Origin of the sequence: Marinagarivorans algicola (assembly GCF_001292705.1) — a bacterium.
Taxonomy (GTDB): domain Bacteria; phylum Pseudomonadota; class Gammaproteobacteria; order Pseudomonadales; family Cellvibrionaceae; genus Marinagarivorans; species Marinagarivorans algicola.
Genome location: NZ_LGAK01000061.1, coordinates 1 through 22099, shown reverse-complemented (window position 1 = coordinate 22099; position 22099 = coordinate 1). Strand labels below are relative to the sequence as shown.

General features: G+C 41.9%; 17 protein-coding genes. 10 read left to right on the top strand and 7 right to left on the bottom strand.

What is annotated here, in order from left to right; genetic code table 11:
- Positions 1–443 precede the first annotated feature (443 nt).
- On the top strand, positions 444–1355 hold the full coding sequence (locus AC438_RS14995) for a DMT family transporter (RefSeq protein WP_202904777.1): 912 nt from the start codon (positions 444–446) through the stop codon (positions 1353–1355).
- Between the two features lie 333 nt (positions 1356–1688).
- Here AC438_RS14995 and AC438_RS14990 read toward each other — a convergent pair whose 3' ends face one another.
- Positions 1689–2351 (bottom strand): hypothetical protein, encoded by a 663-nt coding sequence (locus tag AC438_RS14990; RefSeq protein ID WP_156317107.1) that lies wholly within the window; start codon positions 2349–2351, stop codon positions 1689–1691.
- A 90-nt stretch (positions 2352–2441) separates the two neighbouring features.
- On the bottom strand, positions 2442–2768 hold the full coding sequence (locus tag AC438_RS14985) for a hypothetical protein (protein WP_053982073.1): 327 nt from the start codon (positions 2766–2768) through the stop codon (positions 2442–2444).
- Between the two features lie 495 nt (positions 2769–3263).
- Here AC438_RS14985 and AC438_RS14980 point away from each other — a divergent pair, with 495 nt between their 5' ends.
- The 8 genes from AC438_RS14980 (at position 3264) to AC438_RS14945 (ending at position 13281) form a co-directional block, all read left to right on the top strand.
- The gene (locus AC438_RS14980; protein ID WP_053982072.1) at positions 3264–3695 is read left to right on the top strand and encodes a type IV pilin protein; all 432 of its coding nucleotides are present in this window, start codon (positions 3264–3266) and stop codon (positions 3693–3695) included.
- A gap of 381 nt (positions 3696–4076) precedes the next feature.
- Positions 4077–4661 carry a GspH/FimT family pseudopilin gene (locus AC438_RS14975; RefSeq protein ID WP_054113957.1) on the top strand — a complete coding sequence of 195 codons (585 nt, stop codon included), beginning with the start codon at positions 4077–4079 and terminating at the stop codon, positions 4659–4661.
- Position 4662: 1 nt separating this feature from the next.
- Positions 4663–5271: a type IV pilus modification protein PilV gene (gene pilV / locus AC438_RS14970; protein ID WP_162230764.1), complete on the top strand. Its 609-nt coding sequence runs from the start codon at positions 4663–4665 to the stop codon at positions 5269–5271.
- Between the two features lie 18 nt (positions 5272–5289).
- A complete protein-coding gene (locus tag AC438_RS14965; RefSeq protein ID WP_053982069.1) occupies positions 5290–6129 on the top strand; it encodes a PilW family protein in 840 nt (279 codons plus the stop codon).
- Between the two features lie 121 nt (positions 6130–6250).
- Complete coding sequence (locus tag AC438_RS14960) at positions 6251–6796, top strand: pilus assembly PilX family protein (protein ID WP_054113960.1); 546 nt, start codon at positions 6251–6253, stop codon at positions 6794–6796.
- A gap of 23 nt (positions 6797–6819) precedes the next feature.
- On the top strand, positions 6820–10431 hold the full coding sequence (locus tag AC438_RS14955; protein WP_162230763.1) for a pilus assembly protein: 3612 nt from the start codon (positions 6820–6822) through the stop codon (positions 10429–10431).
- Positions 10432–10933: 502 nt separating this feature from the next.
- The gene (locus AC438_RS14950; RefSeq protein WP_156317106.1) at positions 10934–12310 is read left to right on the top strand and encodes an SMP-30/gluconolactonase/LRE family protein; all 1377 of its coding nucleotides are present in this window, start codon (positions 10934–10936) and stop codon (positions 12308–12310) included.
- 254 nt (positions 12311–12564) lie between these two features.
- Positions 12565–13281 carry an SIR2 family NAD-dependent protein deacylase gene (locus AC438_RS14945; protein ID WP_053982065.1) on the top strand — a complete coding sequence of 239 codons (717 nt, stop codon included), beginning with the start codon at positions 12565–12567 and terminating at the stop codon, positions 13279–13281.
- 44 nt (positions 13282–13325) lie between these two features.
- Here AC438_RS14945 and AC438_RS14940 read toward each other — a convergent pair whose 3' ends face one another.
- The 5 genes from AC438_RS14940 to AC438_RS14920 form a co-directional block, all read right to left on the bottom strand.
- A complete protein-coding gene (locus tag AC438_RS14940; protein WP_053982064.1) occupies positions 13326–15044 on the bottom strand; it encodes a carbohydrate-binding module family 20 domain-containing protein in 1719 nt (572 codons plus the stop codon).
- A 387-nt stretch (positions 15045–15431) separates the two neighbouring features.
- On the bottom strand, positions 15432–17393 hold the full coding sequence (locus tag AC438_RS14935; RefSeq protein ID WP_053982063.1) for a RecQ family ATP-dependent DNA helicase: 1962 nt from the start codon (positions 17391–17393) through the stop codon (positions 15432–15434).
- Between the two features lie 244 nt (positions 17394–17637).
- Positions 17638–18246, bottom strand: a complete 609-nt coding sequence (locus AC438_RS14930; RefSeq protein WP_053982062.1) for a glutathione S-transferase family protein — start codon at positions 18244–18246, stop codon at positions 17638–17640.
- A gap of 204 nt (positions 18247–18450) precedes the next feature.
- Positions 18451–19611 (bottom strand): iron-containing alcohol dehydrogenase, encoded by a 1161-nt coding sequence (locus AC438_RS14925; RefSeq protein WP_053982061.1) that lies wholly within the window; start codon positions 19609–19611, stop codon positions 18451–18453.
- A 235-nt stretch (positions 19612–19846) separates the two neighbouring features.
- Entirely contained in the window at positions 19847–20542 is a 696-nt protein-coding gene (locus tag AC438_RS14920) for a type 1 glutamine amidotransferase domain-containing protein (RefSeq protein WP_053982060.1), read from the bottom strand.
- A 194-nt stretch (positions 20543–20736) separates the two neighbouring features.
- Between AC438_RS14920 and AC438_RS14915 the strand changes: the two genes are divergently transcribed.
- The gene (locus tag AC438_RS14915) at positions 20737–21651 is read left to right on the top strand and encodes a LysR family transcriptional regulator (protein ID WP_053982059.1); all 915 of its coding nucleotides are present in this window, start codon (positions 20737–20739) and stop codon (positions 21649–21651) included.
- The last annotated feature ends 448 nt before the right edge of the window (positions 21652–22099 follow it).

Genomic DNA, 22099 nt, shown 5'->3' with positions numbered 1-22099 from the left:
TCGCTTTCTGAATTTATCGACTGATCGCGACTATCATGCCTCCTACAGCAACGCAAAAAAACTCAAAGCTTAATCAAAATTAATCGTAACTATTCAAGGGGGTCAGACTGGGCGCTAATGAATATTGTCCGGGCCACTCACGTCATCGGCGACTGCTTGGCCGCTAAGCCTATCCGCTGCTATTCTATTTTATGTTTTAGCACAATATTAATATGCCTGTCGTTTGTGTTTTGGCGTTATGATACGTTAAAATTGACTTTAGTAGGTATCTTCCCTAAGAGGTAAGCCTGTTATTAACCTAGCTCAATGATAAAAATTATCGCTAGCTATAATCTTTTGAATGGCTTGATTTCGAGTCCTGTCTTACTGTTATTGATTGCTAAATTGCACTTTCTATAGAGGTAATACGGTTTTCCTGCTTGCCTATGATGTGGAGTTTAGATTTGGATAGATTAGTATTGCGTTCGCACATAGCGTTGCTTATTGCCATGTTGTTATGGGGCAGTTCATTCATTGCTCTAAAAGTAGCGGTTACTGAACTAGCACCTATGGTGGTCGTTTTTATTCGTATGGCTATTGGTGCTACTGCATTTTTAGTGATGTGGCCTTGGCTGCGACACGGCATTAATTACCAAGCCGGTGATTGGAAACTTTTAATGGGCATGGCGCTTTTCGAGCCATGCCTTTACTTTATGTTTGAAGCTCAAGCACTGCAATACACTAGTGCTGGGCAGGCTGGTATGGTGACATCCATGCTGCCTCTTATGGTTGCTGTTACTGCCTTCTTTTTCTTGGGCGAACGTAGCTCGTTGCGGCAATGGATTGGATTTTTTATTGCTGTGTCGGGTGTCATTTGGATGACTGTTACCGGTGAAGATAGCGCCCAAGCACCCAATGCTGCCTTAGGTAATTTTTTAGAGTTTTTAGCGATGTGTATGGCAGTTGGCTATACGCTATTAGTGAAACATTTGATTTCGCGTTATTCTGCATTTGTATTGACGGCCCTGCAAAGCTTTGTGGGAACCCTATTTTTCTTACCGCTGGCGTTACTCTCCGATTGGCCTGCACATATTTCAATATCAACTTTAGGCATATTACTGTATTTAGGCTTAGTCGTCACGCTAGGGGCCTACGGTCTATATAATTATTCTATGTCGTATGTAAAAGCGACAACGGCTGCAGGCTATTCGAATTTATTACCCGTATTTTCATTGATTTTTTCAATGCTGCTATTAGGTGAACGCTTGGTGATGAGCCAGTGGATTGCCATCGCTATCGTCTCTATCGGCGTAGGATTAAGCCAAGAACGAAAGCCAAAAGTTTCGAAAAAAATGCCTCCTGCTGTGACGGGTTAACAAACATACAAAATACTAGATTTTTGCCATACCTACCTAAGCTTTTGCCTTTTAAAAATTGGCAAAAAAAATGCTATTTAGCGCATTTTAATCTTTATATCATTTTACGGTAATAACTTAGGCATAGTGTGGCAAAATCTAATGAGCTCACAAGAGGCGTGACCTTTTACGGAAAAATACTCAAAAACTGCCTATCCAGTCGACTCGAATCACATAAGGAGCATGAACAGGAAAAAGCCACTCACCTTAAGTATTTTACATTCTTCACAAAAAAGTACCGTTATGGACGCTGTAATCTGCACTGCATTCTAAAAATAAATTTTTTACCTTACGCTATTTTTTCCTAAATTGTGTTTTGAACCAAGACTGCTTGGTGGTAAAAAATTTCACATACAAATCATTACCCGCAATCGCAAAAAATGTGCCTTTTGCCGCGCGTAGGCTGTTAAGGTTATTAACTTGCGGTCGGTTACTCACTTTAAAGTAATTACCAATACCAGAAAATTTAACCATTGTTGAGCCACTGATAGGCCCTGCGCTAATAAAAAACTGAATATCAAAGCCATCTAAAATTGAATTAAGGCCATTGGGAAAGCTAACAGTATATTGCCCATCATTAAGCTTAACTAAGGCATTAGTACCTGCATACTGATTATTGCTAGGCTTATTAGTTGCCACGTCACCGTCAGGGGTTGTTACTCTAAATGCAGTATCGGAGCCACCCACATTAGCCATACGCATTAATGCATAGCGATCATTAGAAACCCGCACACCCCAACTCGCAGGCTTAAAGTCTTGAGTATTGTAGTAATACGAATGATTAGGGATAACTGTGGAACCCGCTTTACCACCCACATGGCGGGTTAAAGTGCCATCCTTATCGTAAATAACAAAAGGAGCGGATTTACCTAATGGTGCATAATTTGGACCGCCAGCATTAGCCATAAAGCTCATATTATATGCCGAGCCATCATCTTCGTATGAAGAGTTACTCATAACAAAATGCATATTTCGACTAGCAACACTAGCAGTATGGCGATCACCCACCATATGCTAATGCATGGGGTAGCGACCTACACGCCCTGCTTACCCCATACCATCAAGCTGAACACTATCAAGGATTACACGGCCTGCCGACGCCATAACCATAATATTGCCACCCACCCCTTGCGCCATACCTGCAGCAAAACGCGCGCGATCGCCAAAATGAATATCGGTACCTTGCGATGCCACACCTTGAATTTTGATGTTACGATTCAAGATTGCGACTTCCGCTCGCATCTCGATAGTTCGCTTATCGCCATTTAAACCGTAGATTTCTCGCTCACCCAAATGGCGATACTCCAAGGGCTTATTTAATATCAGCTGAGTATTGGTATTACCCAAGTCCGCCATCGCGGTAATTGTACGCACTTATTCATGCTTATAATTCTTTGACGAACTGGCGATAACAATTTGATCACCCACCTCCCAATTTAACGTGCCATCTGAATATACACCATCATAATTTCGCTCGATAAGGCTTTTAGAGAATCGAACCGACAAACACAAGGTAGTAACGCATGACAGAAAGGCGGGGCGAGCGACTCAAACAATAACTCATAAGCACCTAATTCGGTACACATAAAAACAACATAAAAACATATAGAAAACACTTATTTAATAACATTATATTATTAAAAAGGTATTTTTATCGAATCTACACTCTTATTGATAGCTATATACGTCATTAAATTTTTATTATCAGCAATATGCTATCAGTTCAATTATTGAGCTATGTGCTTTTCCGTTTATACACTAATCAATACCACTGATAGAAACAAAGCTGTAGTTACCTTTATTTTGCTGGAAAACAAACCAAGACTACTCGATACTCTAGGGGTAATTCATTATATCGTTAGGCTATTTATGTCTTTGCCCATATTATCGCAATCTGTCAAGCAGCTTTCTTCTATAAAAATGCAAGGCTTTACCCTAATCGAGCTGATGATAACGATTGTTATTATTGGCATATTAGCAGCTATTAGCATCCCATCTTATAACAACTATATTCTTAAAGCTCACCGTAAAGAGGGTATCAGTCAAATATATTCACTTACAGAACGCTTAGAGCGTGCAAGATCTAGCTTAATGTCGTATACAAGTTTTGATAACTATAAAAGTAGCCAATTTACCTACTATCAATATGAAATTGATGTATCTAACGACGGATCGGCTTATACAATTACTGCCGTTGCCTTGGGCAATCAAAAAAATGACAAATGCGGCGATATCCAATTTTCTAGTGATAATAGCTGGGAATTTGGCGACAAATCTTTAGGTGAAAAGGATTGTTTATAACCCAACTCAAGCCCTTACTAGGAAATACTGCTCGATAGCGATAAAAATTAAATGATACCTATAAAGCCTAAAATTCATAGCGACCCTAAAATTAGAGAAGCTAGCAAAGTGGCAATTCGAATAAAAAATAAAGTATAAATCACTAAAATAGCGCATCCCCCCCCGTCAACCACCGCTAATCTAACACTCTTGCAGTCCATCTTATTGATATTTAATAGTAATGTTTTCTTACTTACACTAAGAATATAAAGACGGTATTAAGTATATTGTAAGATCAAAAAAACATTTCAATTAAATACTTATGTCCGCTAATTTTATATCAGCCTATCTGACTAAGCGGCTATAATTTTTAGCCGGCTAGACTAAGCCATGAGGTGTATCTTGTCACATAAAGCGTCATATGCAGTGCTAAATACAGTACCGAATAAAGTACTTCATAAAGCCCCAAAAAATGCATCCATTCAAGCAATTCAAAAGATGCCATTCAAGGTCGGCTTTTCGCTTATTGAAATGATGATTACCATTAGTATTCTTGCCATATTAACCGCTATTGCATCTCCCTCTATGGCGCCATTAATTGCCAAGCAAAAACTTAAAGCCGCTACCCAAGATCTTAGCGATAGCATTCAGTTAGCACGCAGTGAAGCATTGGCCAATGGTAGCACTTATCAAATAACGACTATCGATGGTAACAACTGGTCTAAGGGATGGAATATTGAATTTATACCAGCCACAGGGGCAAAGGAAATTTTCAAACGCTATCCAATGAATAGCAATGAGGTCTCTATTAGTGCGGATAGTCGTACAGGTAAAATAAATACAATCACATTTAATCAAAACGCTCGCGTTAACACTATGGTTAATTTTGAAGTAAAACATAACAGTATAAAAATAGATCCTTACTGCGTAGCTGTAGCTGCGTCAGGTAATATACAAGCCACTAGAAGCACTTGCGATGCCATTTAATATGAAGAACCTTAATTACCGCACTATTAATTGCACTAACCATTATTATGCTAAAAAAGCGTTAGGCTTTGCACTTATTGAAGTCTTGGTTTCTATGCTGGTAATGGCAATAGCTCTAAAGGGTATTGGAGATTATTGGGTAAAAACGGTTAAAGAAAGCGAGCATAATTTTTCACGAAGCCAAGCACTTGTCGTTGCACAAAATATTATTGAATTTGTACGCGTTAACCCTGATGGATGGGATACTTACAAAACAGCCGCTCACTGGAAACCTAGCAATAAAATTAATGCAAACTGCTTTTCAAACTCAAATAAAAATTTAAAAAATTGCACGCCAAAAGATATGGCATTAGCCGATATTAGTTTAATTAAAAATTATGTTAAAAATCACATGCCGCTGCTTAATGGCTCTATTGAACTACGTTCACCCTGCACTACTAGCGGCAATGCATCGTGCGTCATTGTTGCCTGGATGGATACCACAACACAGCAATGCAACCCTCTGAATGACGGAACTGGATTATTTGATAATGACGGTACGACTCAGGCTAATGAGTTTAGCGGCACGTCACAATGTGTCATCATTGATTTCATTCCCGAACATGGCTGAACTATTTAAGGATCGCATATGATCAAGCAATGCACAAAAAATAGTGGTTTTACACTCATCGAGCTTATGATTTCAATGCTAATTACAAGTATTGTTTTGAGCGCTGTATTTAATTTATTTATTAACAACTCATTATCATACAATTTGCAACAAAGTATTGCCTCCATACAAGAAGAGGGTCGCTATGCTTCGCAATCATTAAGTCAAAGTTTTATGCTGGCAGGCTACTCTGAAACAAACCTCGCGCAGCCTGCTATACGTATACGAGGGGCCGATGGTGCCAATTTGATTTCAGTAAAACGCAAAGAGGCTAACGCAGCAGGCCAGAAAGGTGGGGGCGAGCAATACACCATTAATGGTAAAGGAAAAATGAATAATTTTGACCAAGTTGTATTATTGCTAACGGATGGTGAAAATTGCGCAGGTAATGATATATGGCCCGCACCTTCGGGTAGCAGCCACTGGAAGTATATTTATGTGAATGACAAGTTCCAACTAATTTGCGCCGATAGCGCTGGCAACAATGAGCAAATCACTAGTCGAGTTGAAGCCTTTCAAATTCAATACGGTATAGATACCAACGCCAGTGGCGAAGTAGGCTTTCACCAACCAAATACCTATGTGTCACTACCTGATCATACTCAGCGAATTGTCGCTATACGTTTTGCTATTTTACTTAAAAGTAATAGCTCAACACGATCGCCACAAGAGTTTCCTAAAAATTATCGTATGTCTGTATTAGATCGTAATTTTAAGAATGGTACTGGTTATAATAAAATTGATTTTAATGATGGGCACTTAAGACGCTTATTTTTTTCTTCTGTTAAATTAAGAAATGGAAATCTCAATAGTTTTTAATTTTTAACACAAAGCAATAATGACTTAAACATAAAAATATCATTAAGTTTTAAGAAAAAATATCGAGAAAGCCATGAGACATAAAAAAACACATTATCCCAATAAAAAAAGCAGGCATTTAGTGAGCGTATCAAAATTAAAGCATTCAGAAGGTGCCGCTTTATTAATTGTTATGATTTTAATTTTAGTCATGTCAACTCTAACCTTTCATAGTATCAAAAGTACCACGCTTTATACTCGCCTAGCGAGTAACCAAGTCGCAACCGAGCGAACCTTTCAAGCGGCCGAATCAGTAATTGATAGAGTCTTCTTGGAGGGGCAAGACATTACCAGCGATAGATTCCTAGAAGCAGTATTAGCCGGTGTACAATATGACTGCTTATCGCAGAGCGCTTTCATTCCTGAAAAATGCTCTCGAAAAGACACTTTTGACTCGTACGGAAAGTACTCTACAGCACATGGTAATACCTTATTTTCGGCAGCGCAGACACGCTATTTAGGTGATCTTATTGCTACAGGTTACGACGTACGTTCCTTTTCATACAAACATTTTGAAACTCAGGGTGCAAGCTTTTATGCACCCGAAAAACGTGTCAACTTTGCAAGTGAAAACCGCCTGCACTGGCAAAAATTTGGCCCCAGAAATAATTTTATTAGAGCACAGTAATGTGCGTCATACGAGGTGTGAAAATGTCCGTTAAAAAAATGATGTGCTTGCTTGCATTGATTTACTGCCCCATAACCTGGAGCCTTGATACTGATCTTTACAAAGAATCGATTGTTGAATCTGAGCCCAAAATTCTTATATTGCTAGATACCTCAGGCTCCATGCGGTGTTCAGGCGATCCCAGCAAACCAGAGTTTAATGGCAAGGAATGCGCCAGTATGATGCGCCACGGTGGTAAAGTCATTAATACTGGAAGCAGTATTATTGATACAGGGGTGTTTACCAACGCCCAACCCGAAGCTAGGATGAAGTCAGTCAAAGACATTTTAATGGATTTTATTAACCCCGATAGCCCCGATGCATGGCCTGATAGCTTCCATGTTGGCTTATCGACTTTTTCTTATCCGGGGTCGGCCGTAATTCGTCCAGTGCAAGCACTTGGTGATGAGGCCACCGATGAATCCGGTACAGCCACTATTATTGATGGAGGCCTACCTCGGCCACTCACTGCACGCGATATATTAAAACGAGAAATCTATGCGGTAACCAGTAATGGTATAACGCCCACTTTAGGCGCTATATTTGAAGCCGCCATGTATATGTCTTCGCAACCAGTTGTTACAGCAGCAAGTCGTACTTATGCTGCCGATAATAGTTTTCATTCGATTCTTAACTTTCCTAGAGGCTCAAGCGGTAACTGGACGCGCTTGCAAAGCCATCGCATTTCTCACCCCGACAGTTTTACGGGCGGTATTATCACGCCAAGGCGCATTGATGGCAGAAACAAAAGCGACTGCCAAAAAGCTATGGATTTATATGGGCCTGAATTTGGACGCTTTACCGACGCCTGCGCAAAAGAAGTTATTACTGCACAAGGCGATCTGCGCTATAAAGGACCTAACGATAATGCATTAGCTTGTACAGGTGACGAAAAACATATTATTTTAATTACTGATGGCTTTCCCATTAACTCCTCTGGCAGCAACCAAGTACGCGATGGCTTAAAAATGTCGACCTGGATGCGAAGATATCTAACCGAAAATATGAACGCAGTGGGTGCTGACCCCCGCTGCACTGATAACGCCAAAGGCTCTAACGGTGATGCTTGGCGATGCATGCAGGCCATTTCTAAAAAGCTTAAGGACAGATATAATACTACCACTCATGTTATTAGTTTTTTAGCTGATCGCTCTACTAAAAACAATTTAAGTCGTAATAATTTGCAACTTAAATCTCTTGCAGAGTCTAGTGGTGGTGGATTTTATTTAGCACAAAAACCAGCCGAAATTAAAGAGGCTATTCAAAAAATTGCCGTTGCAGCCACTAACTCCGCCTCTTTTGCCAGCCCCACCATTGCTGTTGATAATTTTAACCCTTTTGCCCACCAGAATATGGTGAGCTATTCACTCTTTAGGCCCAGCAGCAGTAAATTTTGGTATGGTAATTTAAAACGCTACAAACTTGGTGAAATAAATGGCAAAAGTCAAGTACTCGATCAAAATAACAAAGCCGCTATTAACTTAACAACAGGCCAATTTAATGATGGGATTTCTAGCTTTTGGTCAAATGTTAACGATGGTAGCAATATATTATTAGGTGGCGCAGCTTCTAATTTACGCACAGGTAATCATGTATCTATTTTTACAGATTTTGGCCAAGGTAAAAGTAACTGTAACACGCCATTACGCCGTAATAGCCCGCTGCGCAAAGTAGCAGGCTGCGAAAAAGGAATTAAAGAATATTTATATACGCGCGCAATGATTGGACGCACACCCGGTAATACTAAGCATATTACCCAAGCCCAAGAAGACACTACACATTGGTTTAAATGGCTTACAGGTATTGACCACAAAGGACGTGAGTGGGAGTTTATGAAAAACTCTATTCCTGTAGAAGATTTGCCTCCTACGCCAGCACAAATTAATACCACCGATCGCTTACGTCCATGGATGGGAGCGGCACTACATTCATCACCCTTTGTGGTCAACTACAAAACCATATCCAGCACACTGAGTAATTCACATAATATTAATGCTATTACAGAACGCGTATTTATTAGTACCAATGATGGTGCATTGTATGCTTTTACTGCATGGGATGGCAAAGAAGTTTTTCGATTTTATCCTGAGCCATTGCTTGATAAGATTAAAGATTTTAGCGCTTATGGTCAAGGCGATTTAAGCTTTGGACTTGATGGTCAGTGGACACTTTGGCGAGAAGATAAAGCCAATAATAAAGGAATAAAAGACGGTATTATCTCTGCAGCCGACGGCGATAAAGTAGCTTTATTTGGTGGTATGCGACGCGGTGGTGATTTTTATTATGCGCTTGATATTACCGATCTTGATAACCCTAAGATTATTTTTAAAGCGCATGGCAGTGCCGATGGTAAAACACCCTCAAGTCCTGCCTTAGCCCGGCTAGGCCAAACATGGTCGAAACCAGAGCTAATTAATGTCAAAATTAATGATAAGCCTGAAGTATTAATGGCTGTTGGCGGGGGTTACGATACACGATACGATCCGCCGAGCAACGGTACCAATCCTATTTATCATCCTGGTGCCAGCGGTAGTATGCTAGGCAATGCTATTTACCTTATCTATGCTGAGGGCGATAAAGCTGGCGAAGTCGCAGCTTGGGTTTCATCTGATGCTCGCGGTGCAGGTAGTAAGCAGCATAATGATATGCGCTATTCTATCCCTGCGCGTCTAGCTGTACTTGATTTAAATTTGGACGGCTTTGCCGATCATATTTATGCAGCAGATTTAGCTGGCCAAGTATTTCGCCTAGATCTTGACAATAAAAACACTTCAGCTGATCAGTTAATCAGTGACGCAACAACCCTAGGCAAGTTTGGTGTAACCGGTCAAACTCGAGAGCACAATAAAGCAAACCGGCGCTTTCACGAAGGCCCTTCAATTGCACTCATTGAAGATAGCTTAATTTCTAAGCACTATATTGCAGTAGCCTTAGCATCTGGATGGCGTGAGAACCCCTTTGAAACTGATGGTAAGAATTACTTTTATCTGATTCGCGATACTGAGCCACTGGATCTATATGCTGGCCTAACGATTAAGAATTCACCTTACCCAATTACTCATCGCGATCTGGGTAATAAAATGATTGATGTCGATAAAATCACCGAAAGTGATATAGATAAAACAAAAATAACCGAAAACAGCAAATTATACAAAACAGTAGTACTAACTAAGGCACTAGAGGTTAGTGGCGAAAAGTCTTTCGGGTTACCTTTGATTGCTAGTAATAAGGTATATTTTTCAACGCTGATCCCTGCTGATCTGGATGATCCGAGTATTATTGATGGCGCCACTTGCACCAAAGATACCGGAGACTCTCGCGTTTATGCCATTGATTTATTTAATGGCGAAGGAGCATTACCAAGCTTAAAAAATCATAAACCAGGCACATCAAAAACTGTCGAGTATTATGAATATGAAAGCGCGCTTAATGCTGGTGATATCACAACCTACATCAATAAAGAAGGTGAGCCCACAATTAGCTCTGGGCAAACACCCATCACCCAGTTACCCATACCCGATAATATCACCAAGAAAATGCATTGGCGAAAAATGAAATCAGGTAGCGAGGTCGATAGAGATCAATACTATCGATAAGCACAAAAAGCATGCCTGCAAAGGCAGCCCTGAATAGAGACTGCCATTCGCAAATATTCAATTCAACCCCGCGCAGTGACTGCTATTGAAAGATAGCAGTCACTTTTTTATGGCCGCCAATAATTAAACACTTAAGCCGTGTAATGATCATCAATATCAAGTCAACGCATTATTGAGCGGCATAGATTTAAAGCGAAGCTGCATAATTCAATATATGCCGACTACATCACAAGTACTGAATGTACCTCACACAAAGTGGCTGGTATTGTGTATTTGATGCCATTACATGTAATCGAGCGCCACTCACGTAACATCTTAACTCAATACTTGCCAACAACAACACTCGATATTATTGGTAAACCTCACCAATAACAGCTACAACCATTCATGAGACAAACCTATGCAACAACGCAGCATCATCAATTTTTTTTCATCGTTTTCCTTGGTCAAATTGACAAGTATTGTGAGTGCCTGCTTACTTATTGGTTGTACAGGGTCAGATATGGCTATACAGAGTAGCTCTTCACTGAATAGCTCGAGTCATAACTCAAGTATCAATGACCACTCAGCAAGCAACAGCTCCTCCCTTAAGGATTTGGTTAATAGCAGTTCAACAAATAGCTCAAGTTCAAATCCAGTCATTTTTTCAAGCGCTAGCTCGATTAGCAATGATAATTACAGTAGTTCTGAAGGCAGTAGTTCTGAAGGCAGTAGTTCTGAAGGCAGTAGCTCTGAAAGCAGTAGTTCTGAAGGCAGTAGCTCTGAAGGCAATAGCTCTGAAAGCAGTAGTTCTGAAGGCAGTAGCTCTGAAAGCAGTAGTTCTGAAGGCAGTAGTTCTGAAGGCAGTAGCTCTGAAGGCAGTAGCTCTGAAGGCAATAGCTCTGAAAGCAGTAGTTCTGAAAGCAGTAGTTCTGAAGGCAGTAATTCTGAAAGCAGTAGCTCAATTGGACCAGCACCTAAAACAATCGGCAGCATTGAGATACTCTCAGGAAAAGCCTATGAGTTTGTCGATGAAAACACGCAGTTAATTGAGCTAGCTCAAGGCTTTACATGGGCAGAAGGCCCTGTATGGTACGCCAAAGGCGGATTTTTATTATTCTCTGATGTACCCGAGAATATCGCCTATAAATGGCACCCCACCGAGGGCCTTAGCCGCTTTTTATCACCATCAGGATCAACAGGCTTACACTTTGGCGATGGCCCTCAAGGCTCTAACGGCATGGCCATTAATAGCCTCAATGAACTGATTATAGCGCAAACTGGTGATCGGCGAATTGCCAAGATGACTGCATCACTCGACGCTCCCAGCGAAATCTATGAGACTTTAGCCGATCAATACCAAAGCTTACGCCTCAATGCGCCTAATGACTTAACCATAGCCAGTAATGGCGACCTGTATTTTACAGACCCAACACATGGTCTACCCAGTGGTAATCAAGCACTCTCTCATCAGGGCGTTTATCGCTTGGATACTGCCGGTAATATCAAATTATTAACTGATAGTCATCATCAGCCTAACGGTATTGGCTTATCGCCTGCTGAAGATATGTTGTATATCACTGACCAACAACTTTACGCTTACAATCTTGCTAGTGATGCAACATTAAGTCATGGTCGGCGCTTAATTCGCAACCCGTCACAATTTCAACGCCCTGGAGACCTAGGTGGCTTTGACGGCTTGCATGTACATTCATCAGGCACCCTATTTACCTCGGGCCCTGGTGGAATATGGATTGTCGCACCCGACGGCGAGGTTTTAGCTATTTTACGTACTGGCCAGCGCACCGCTAACTGTACACTCAGTGATGACGAAAAAACACTATACATTACCGCTGACGGTATATTAGTGAGTGTTGAGTTAAAACCTAAAGCTAATTAATAACAGCCAAGAACAATCAATAATGTTCTAATGAATGACTCTATCAAATAGAGCAGCTCATGAGAATATGATTGATTAAAATTATACGTAACTGTTCAGAGTCGCTGAAATTGGACGCCAATGCATCATTGTCTGGGCTGCTCAAACCATCCATGAGCACTATATACTCGTAGCACTTGAGATTTAGGTGTTATTTGCCAGCCTAGCTGAATAATGGCTATTTTCTATCTTAAGATGTAAAGGAACTATCTCTCATGCTCTCACAAACTAACCCCAAAAAAATAGTCGTATTTACAGGTGCTGGTATCAGTGCAGAAAGCGGCTTACAAACCTTTCGCGACTCTGACGGGCTTTGGAATAACTATCAACTAGAAGAGGTTGCAACGCCTAAAGCTTGGGCCATACACCCCGAAGTTGTCTTGGCTTTTTATAATGAAAGAAGAAAACAAGCCTTTGAAGCGCAGCCAAATGCCGCTCACAAAGCTGTTGCAAAATTAGAAGAACAATATGAAGTCATTGTGATTACTCAAAATGTCGATGACTTACATGAGCGTGCAGGCTCAACGCAAGTTATCCATGTACATGGAGAGCTCAAATATGCACGCAGTAGTAAATATGACTCTCCACTTTTTTTATACGATAAGGGTAAAGCCATACAGTTTGGTGATATCTGCGATAACGGCAGCCAGCTTAGGCCACACATTGTTTGGTTTGGCGAGCACATTCATCATTACGAGCTATCTAAAAAACACCTAGAAACTGCCAGTAAAATATTGGTCGTAGGTACATCATTATTGGTTTACCCTGCTGCACATATTTTAGAAGGTGCTAGCATCGATGCCGAAAAAATTATTGTTACCCAGCAATTAGATAAGACGCCCCCCGGCTATGAATTGCGCAAAGGCAACGCGGCAGCACTGGTTCCTAATATTGTAGACGGTTGGTTAAATAATGGAAAAGCCGCTATATAAGCGGCTTACATCGCAAAACAACTAGCTTCAGAACGCTTGAAATACTAAAAACTTGCAGAAATTTGTGAATTATTGGCACCTGTATTGAATATGTTATTGTCGCCATTTTGCCAAACAAGGTCATTACCTGGATTGCTTTCATTACGCTTTAAGCACTTCCACTCTATGGCTGTATTTTGCGGCAATGCAATAGTGCCCGTCCAAATGGGGTATGAGGCGGGATCTAACTTCACCGCACTTGCCGGGCTCCAATTGCCAAGCTCAGCACGGTTACCCACAACATAAACGCTTTGGCCCAAAGTGGTATTGCCGTTAGCACAAGTCAATGTAGTATTTACAGTGCCTGTCCCGCTACCATTATCACCGCCATTGCTTCCACCACTATTGTCACCACCGCCGCTGTTACCGCCGGCGCCTACAATAGCGCCCACATGTATGGCTGCGGCATTGTTGTAGTACACCTCAAAGTTTGCAAAGCCATTATCATCCACTGTAATAGTGCGCCCCGAGCAGCTGCGCGAGGCCGCGTTATAGTCACCCGCAATCACATCGCAATACACACCCTTAGGCATACCTGTTTGAAAGTTTCTATTCAGATTGCCATCCATATTAATCACTACAAAGCCTAGCCCACCACGTCCAAAGGCAATTTGATTACCTCCGTTATCCCATTGGTGGGTAGCGCGAAACTGCGCTGCTGTATGGTTGCGAAAAGAAACCATATTCGCAATTTCACGGTTACGATGCTCACAAAGCCAACCGCCAGAGCATGAGCTAGCACCATGACCCGGAGGGCCCTGATCATGATCGCTCCAATCATAACTCGACATGACTTTGGGGTAGCCATAAGGCCAAGCTAAGGTAAAAATATGTGCAAGATTATTCGCATTATTACCGTCTTTGTGAGTAATGGTATTATCGGTATCTTGGCGCTGGTTATCGTGATTAGCTACAAAAGTAATGGCCTTGTCGCTGCTTAGCCAATTACTCCATGAGCCAATATTTTTCAGCTCTTTTAATGCACCACGGCGTTTAAAGTAATATCCAATGGTTTTGGTAAAATTAAACTCTGTCACATCACCAATACCGGTGTACTCGCTAGGTTTTACCGGCTCGTTATCCGCGCCAATCACTTCTTGATATATATACGGGTTACCATTTAATCGGCTTTTAATTGCTGCAATATCGCCTGCAGGCATATGCTTAGCAGCATCAATACGAAAGCCCGCCACGCCGAGGCTTGTTAAATCATTCATATAATCGGCGATTTTACCTTGCACGTAATCTTTTTCGGTCGCTAAATCATTCAAGCCCACCAAATCACAGTTTTGCACTTGCCAGCGATCTTGGTAGTTAATGCCTCCTGTGCAATCGTGAAAATCCCATTGCGAAAACGGCACCTCAGGAAAATCACGGTCCCAAGCAGCCATATGATTAATGACAGCATCTGCATAAATATCAACACCTACCGCTTTACAGCGCTTAACCATACTAGCAAACTCATCACGGCTACCCGAGCGTCCTTCTATGGCATAACTCACGGGCTGATAGCGTGTCCACCATTGACTGCCATTAATCGATTTTTGTGGCGGTGAAACCTGAACAGCACTGTAACCTTTAGGTCCTAAAACATTTTCACACTCACTGGCAATATCGTTCCATTGCCATTCAAATAAATGTACAAATGCCGTTCTAGGTTCTGCGTGGGTTAGCATACTCAGCGCACCGCCAGCAAGCGCACAGGCCATTACTAATCTTTTCATTTACTCAATCCTCATTCATTGCTTTGTTATTTTTATCACTAAAAATGATCACTAAAGTGTTTTAATCACAGCTGCCCAGCCTGCACCTTAAACATACACAAAGCCATTGGCGCGGCGCATACATTGACGAGAAAGGATAGAGACGGCTACATTTAAAACACATCGAGTATAAATAACCTAACACATAAAACAATACGTTTTTGATGACATTAAGAATTTAACTAGACAAGTTGGGGGGTTATTCAGCGAATAGGCAAGCCAACACTGCGAGCATAAGTGCAGCTGCACTACGGCTTTGTACTGTATCATTAAAACATTATCTAGCCGTAAACTAATACAATATAAAAAGAGCTTTGATATAGCCATACCAATACTATCTAAAGATTTTTACATCATTAAACTCAAAGCCTCATACACCGCCGTATATCGCATTGCCTCGGCCATGCCAAAACCCGGCACTGTTTTCGCTTTAGTGCGGGTAAACACTGGTACATTAATACCCACCAAAAAGCGAGTTATTAAATCGCGTGAGGGGGTAGCTACACCTTTTGTTTGCAAATGTACCATTAGCGCTTTTGCGGTACTATTAAGTAACGCGATATCGACTTGCGGAGTGCTCGGTGCAGCAAAGGTGGCACCCTGCCCTTTACAGCTACTACAATGGCCGCATTGTTGCGGGGCATGTTGGTCGTCAAAGTATTTGGCTAGGCTATAACTTAAACAATGACGGCTTTGTAAAAAGCGTAACATTAAAGCAATGCGCTTTATTTCGTTTTGCTCATGCTGTTTAAAATGCTGCGCTAAGCGATCTGCAAGGTCTTGATCAATGGCGGTGGTATTCACCCCAAACGCCTCGACGGCACCTGAGGATTTAAGCTCTATCCAGCCTTTATCTTTAAAATACTCTAGTGCAGTAATCACCCGTTTGCGCGCGCCACTACCGCCAAGGCTTACGCTAGCATTATAAATACCATCAAAATCTACAATGCCCCAAGTACGCTTAAACTGAATATTGCGCAATATGCACTCGACAAAACCGCGGTGCTCGCCCTCAAAAGCAGACAAAATAACCGATTGATCACATAATAATTTCACCGAATATTCGGCGCTGTACGTGTAAAGAGGGGTTAGTACGTTGTGCATTTCTAATTGTACTAATAATGTTTTGAGGGTTAGCTGGCGAATATTAGCCGCATTGGATAATTGATATAACTGCATGTCCCATTGGCCATTTTGCTGATGCTCAATAATATGATTGAGTACTAACGCTATACCCGCTTGCTCTGGGGTATCGCCATATACAAAGTTTTCGATTGTATTTAAGGATTCAAGATTACCCAATACATAACAATTAGAGGCTAAACCGTCGCGCCCGGCTCGGCCGATTTCTTGGCTGTAGTTTTCGATGGATTTTGGTAAATCGTAATGCACCACATAGCGAATATCGGCTTTATCAACACCCATACCAAAGGCAATAGTCGCAACCACTAAAGGAATATCACCGCGCATAAACCCCTCTTGAATACGCGCACGCTCTTCGTTTTTCATACCAGCATGGTAGGCACTCGCATTGATACCCGCCTGCTGTAAATAACTCGCCACAGACTCTGCGGTATGCTGTAACGTGACATATACAATACCATTACAACCTGCATGTTGGTGTATTAACTGCTGGAGCTGGGTGTTTTTATGCGCTTGCGGTACGGCTAATACATTCAGGTTAAGGTTGCTGCGATAAAAGCCAGTTTGAATAATCGCACTAGAGGCAACATGAAACTTACTGGCCATATCTAATTTAACTTGCTTAGTCGCTGTGGCTGTTAACAAAAGAACTTGCGGAATATTAAATTCTTGTTTATAGCTAGGGAGCTTTAAATAATCGGGCCTAAAATTATGACCCCATTCGGATATACAATGCGCCTCATCGACGACTAATAAAGATAGCCTAATCTCTTCCATTAATGCCCTAAAACGCTCATTTTTAAAACGCTCTACCGAGACCATGAGTATTTTAACTTTGTTATTTTTAATATCGGCAACCACTTGCCCATATTGATCATAAGTTAAGGTGGAATCTAAGCTGGCGGCAGGTATATTACGGGATTTTAAAAAATCGAGCTGATCCTTCATTAAGGCCAGTAGTGGCGAAACTACCAAAGTCAAATAAGGTAGCTGTAGAGCACTCAGCTGATAGCATAACGACTTGCCCGACCCCGTGGGGAATATAGCTAAGGTCGAGTCGCCTTGTAAAATATGTGTTATAGCCTCTTGTTGACCTTCGCGAAAAGCATCAAAGCCAAAGTGGGTTTTTAGTAGAGCGGGAAGCGTGCTTGAAGTGCTAGGCATCATAGACTCAAAGTAGACTCGGGTGGCTTAAATTTAATCTTTTATTTTAACATCTTAGGCTTCATTGAGTAGAATTGATATTAAAGGGCGATATAACGTGTATTTAACGGCCTAGCATCTAGCACTAGCGACAATAGCTTCACTCCAGCTAGCCAAAGCACTTTACGCCGAACTGAAAAATAAAAGCATTACTTTCTAACCAAAAAAAGCCCTTACAATGAAGGGCTTTTTAACAAATTCAATCAATTTAACCAAAACTCTTTGCTTTAATGTAGGCTGGGCGCTGCTGCACTTTTTTAAGGTAGGCCAATGTATGCTCTTTACCCTTAAGCAACCCTACACGACTAGCCATATCTAAACTTACAGCCATCATAATATCGGCTGCGGTAAATTCATCGCCGGCAAAATAGGGCTGCTTGCTTAGGGTGTTATCGATATAGGTAAAATCAACATTGGCCTCTTTCGCGATATAACCATCCATAGGTTGCTGGCCATCGCGTGTTTCCATATTTAGCAGTGTACTGGTAACAACCGGTAAAGCTAGAGAACCTTCGGCAAAATGGCTCCACTCTAAATATTGGTAATAGCTTTGGCTGCCTTGGGCTGGGCGCAAGCGCTGCTCAGAATATTGATCCAACACATATTCAATAATGGTACTTGACTCGCATAGCGTGACAGTATCATCGACTAGGATAGGTGCTTTGCCCAATGGGTGTACTAATTTTAATGTATCAGGGGCTAAATGTGTAACGGCATCACGTTGATAGTCCACACGTTTATAATCAATAGCCAGCTCTTCTAATAGCCAGAGAATACGCGTTGAACGCGACTGATTTAAATGATGAACAGTTAACATAACGTTACCTTTATACTTGTTGTGAGAATTATTATTTGGTGTGGCAGTGTAGAATTAAGGCAAGGTACGATTAAAACAAAGTACGATTAACTGCCGTGATCAGATTTTGGTATTCAAAAAGTAAAAACATTACTTTAAATAATCATACCTCGATCGACGGCAGCCTCAATCACACAGCGCTCATATTGGTCAGGTGACTGCGTACTATGCTAATGCAGTCGTTAAAATAGCACGACTGACTTCGGGCGTAACTTTGCCGTGCTCACCCAATGCAACCATGCCATGCTCAACGAGCTTTTCAATTAAAGGATCAATATCGCTAGCCCCTAAATCTACATCACTCAACCGTGTAGGTACTTGCATAGTCGTAAAAAATTTCTCGGTCGCTGTAATCGCTTGCGCTATACGTGTATCGTCATCACCTTGGGTAATATGCCAAACACGCTCAGCATATTGCAGCAGCTTTTCGCGTTTAGCCTCGGTGCATACCTTCATAACAGCCGGTAATACAATCGATAATGTACGCGCATGATCAATACCATGAGCACCTGTTAACTCATGGCCAATCATATGAGTGGCCCAATCTTGTGGTACACCAGCACCAATTAAGCCATTTAGAGCCATGGTGGCTGCCCACATAATATTACCGCGTACAGCAATATCATTTTTGGTGTCGGCCGCTAGCGCCTTGGGGCCTTCTTCAATTAAGGTTTGTAGTAAACCTTCGGCGAAGCGGTCTTGTACTTTACCGTCCACGCTATATGTTAAATATTGCTCGATAGTATGCACAAAGGCATCAACGACACCATTACTGATTTGACGATCAGATAACGACAAAGTTACGGCTGGATCGAGCACAGCAAAAGTGGGGCGCACAAGCTCGTGCATAAAGGGTAGCTTATTGCCATCACGCGAAATAACTGAGCCAATATTAGATTCAGAACCGGTTGCAGGTAATGTCAATACACACCCAATGGGTAGTGCAGCATGAATAGGCGCTTGCTTCACCACGATATCCCAAGGGTCATCGCCTTCAAATAAAGCCGCTGCAGCAATAAATTTGGTGCCATCAATAACCGAGCCGCCACCGACAGCTAATAAATAATCAATATTGTGCTCTTTAATTAATACTTGCGCTTTCATTAATGTGGCATAGGTAGGATTGGGCTCTATGCCGGCAAATTCAAACCAAGTATGCTCCGATAATGCTGCCGCCACTTGCTCGTAGACACCGTTAGTTTTGATAGAGCCGCCACCATAAGTTACCAAGACTTTTGCATCTTTAGGGATGGCGCTGCCTAGCGTTTGAATTTGGCCTTCGCCAAAGTGGATTTTCGTAGTATTTTGAAAACTAAAATTAAGCATAAAATTATCCTCTATTGCCTCCATATCAGGCTTGTCACCCTACTGGGTTTACCACGATAGCAGGCTAATGATTCGCTAAAACTGTGTCACTATTAAAGTCAGTAACCCGTTAAAAGATGCACAAAGCCGGCAATACATACCCAACAAACAATCTGCCGGCATCTGACTAGGCGAGCTTTATTCACTTGCTAAATAGTGACATCAATTCATTAATAGAAATATATTGTGTGTGCAACTACGCAAGTGCTGCCAATAGTTTTTGCGCTGCCAACTCTGAGCTGGCCGGGTTTTGACCACTGATGAGTAAGCCATCTTTAATCGCAAACGCATTCCAATCAGCCACTTTTTGGTACTCGCCACCACGCTTAACAAGCTCATCTTCTAACAAAAATGGCACGACATCGGTCAATTGCACGGCTTCTTCTTCGGTATTACTAAAGCCGGTGACCGCTTTGCCTTTAACAAAGTAGTTCCCGTCACTATCTTTGACATTTAAAAATGCCGCAGTAGCATGACAAACAGCCGCCACAGGCTTGTTAGCGGCTAAAAAAGCTTCAACTAATGCAATCGAATCGGCATTGTCGGTGAGATCCCATAATGGGCCGTGACCGCCAGGGTAAAAAACTGCGTCGTAATCGTCTGCGCTAACATCGGCAAGCTTTGCGGTATTCGCTAACAAGGCTTGTGTTGCAGCATCACTATCAAAACGCTTGGTCGATTCGGTTTGAAAGTCTTCTAATTCACTTTTAGGATCAATAGGTGGCTGGCCGCCGGCTGGCGATACCAAGGTAACCTGTACACCGGCATCAACAAAGGCATAGTAAGGTGCTACAACTTCTTCAACCCAAAAGCCTGTTTTTTCGCCTGTATCACCTAGCTCAGCATGTGAGGTGATAACCATTAACACTTTTTTTGCATTTAAAGTAGACATGTCGTTCTCCGGTGGTTTGTGATGAATCACTGCAAAAGCAGCTCTGGCAAACAATGTAATCAGTCTATATCTATGCACTACATCTAACAATGAAGATAAAATGATCTACATTGTTTTAATAATTGATACAATAGAGTCTATAAATCCTCTTTAAAAGTAGACCCTTTTTTAAGTCCAATATTTGAATTAACACTATGAACCTCTCCTTTGAACAACTCAAAAGCATGGTGGTATTTGCTCAGGTTGTAGAGCAAGGTAACTTAACCGCCGCCGCTAAGCACATTGGCCTATCGCGCGCAGTGGTGAGCTACCACATCAAAAAACTCGAAGTTCAGCTGGGCGTCAGGCTGCTCAACCGCTCTACCCGCTCGATTGCCTTAACCGAGGCTGGCGCTGAGTATTATGAGTCGTGCCGCATTATTGCCGAGCAAACCCAAGCGGCTAACCAAAAAATGGAAAACCTCAAAAATGAGCCCGAAGGTCGCTTAAAAATCACCTGCCCGGTAAATGTTGGCCTACAGATGGTTGTACCCGCACTCAATGAATTTCGCCGTCATTACCCTAAAATTGAGCTCGATGTCATGCTCACCGATGAGGTCGTTAACATCATACAAGAAGGTATTGACCTCGCCATACGCGGCGCACCGCTGCCCGACTCGGGCCTACAAGCTAGCAAACTATGGACGCTACCTACTTGCCTATGTGGTTCACCCGATTATTTCAAAAAAAACGGCCGCCCATTGACCCCTGCCGACCTAGAGCAACATGACTGGATTATTTATAAGCTAACCGCAGGGCCTATCGAGCTCAACAAAGGCAGCCGCTCCTTTAGCGTGGCCGTAAAGGGCACAATTAGCACCAACAACGCCGCAGCACGTACCGCTTTCATCGAAGGTGGGCATGGACTGGGCCGTATTCCGATGTATGATGCCTACCCTAAAATTAAAGCTGGCTCGCTTGAGTCGGTACTCGATGATTACCAACTCAAAGACATTAACGTATTTGGTGTTTTCCCTCCAGGTAATACTAGCGCTAAAAAACTGCGCTTGCTCATCGATTACTTAAAAGACTTCTTTAAACACACCGAGCGATCCATCATGACGATGTAACATGAAGTGCCGACTATTGCTTATGGGGGTACCCTAGGCATACTCGGCACTTCACGCACTTTAAACCTTAGTCTTCTAGTCAATACTCAGAAATACCGACATTAGACGCTAATGAGTCACTGACTAGACTGCTCAAGCCATCGGCAACTTTACGTTCCTCCACGTTGTATTCCTACAATGTTTCATTTTGCATGCCCCTACGCAGGTGTAAAGCCTGATCCTTTCTCCCAGTATTAACAGCAATCCGGTATTAACAGCAATATAAAACAATCTATCAGCCCCCTATCGAATAAGGTTTGTCAGCTTGGCTGAAAGTTACAAAATATCAACTATTCTAACAACTCAGGGCTGCTTTTTAGTGGGAATTAACAAGTAGGCGCAGGCAACCCCGTAGTTAGCTCTTCAAAAATAGCATTATTAAAAATTTAAAAAATACCCTAAAGACTGT

Coding starts and splice junctions, on each gene's coding strand:
- AC438_RS14990 (WP_156317107.1), bottom strand. CDS start 2,351: ATGAGTAACTCTTCATACGAAGATGATGGCTCGGCATATAATATGAGC.
- AC438_RS14980 (WP_053982072.1), top strand. CDS start 3,264: ATGTCTTTGCCCATATTATCGCAATCTGTCAAGCAGCTTTCTTCTATA.
- pilV (WP_162230764.1), top strand. CDS start 4,663: ATGAAGAACCTTAATTACCGCACTATTAATTGCACTAACCATTATTAT.
- AC438_RS14965 (WP_053982069.1), top strand. CDS start 5,290: ATGATCAAGCAATGCACAAAAAATAGTGGTTTTACACTCATCGAGCTT.
- AC438_RS14955 (WP_162230763.1), top strand. CDS start 6,820: ATGTCCGTTAAAAAAATGATGTGCTTGCTTGCATTGATTTACTGCCCC.
- AC438_RS14950 (WP_156317106.1), top strand. CDS start 10,934: ATGGCTATACAGAGTAGCTCTTCACTGAATAGCTCGAGTCATAACTCA.
- AC438_RS14945 (WP_053982065.1), top strand. CDS start 12,565: ATGCTCTCACAAACTAACCCCAAAAAAATAGTCGTATTTACAGGTGCT.
- AC438_RS14940 (WP_053982064.1), bottom strand. CDS start 15,044: ATGAAAAGATTAGTAATGGCCTGTGCGCTTGCTGGCGGTGCGCTGAGT.
- AC438_RS14935 (WP_053982063.1), bottom strand. CDS start 17,393: ATGATGCCTAGCACTTCAAGCACGCTTCCCGCTCTACTAAAAACCCAC.
- AC438_RS14930 (WP_053982062.1), bottom strand. CDS start 18,246: ATGTTAACTGTTCATCATTTAAATCAGTCGCGTTCAACGCGTATTCTC.
- AC438_RS14925 (WP_053982061.1), bottom strand. CDS start 19,611: ATGCTTAATTTTAGTTTTCAAAATACTACGAAAATCCACTTTGGCGAA.
- AC438_RS14920 (WP_053982060.1), bottom strand. CDS start 20,542: ATGTCTACTTTAAATGCAAAAAAAGTGTTAATGGTTATCACCTCACAT.
- AC438_RS14915 (WP_053982059.1), top strand. CDS start 20,737: ATGAACCTCTCCTTTGAACAACTCAAAAGCATGGTGGTATTTGCTCAG.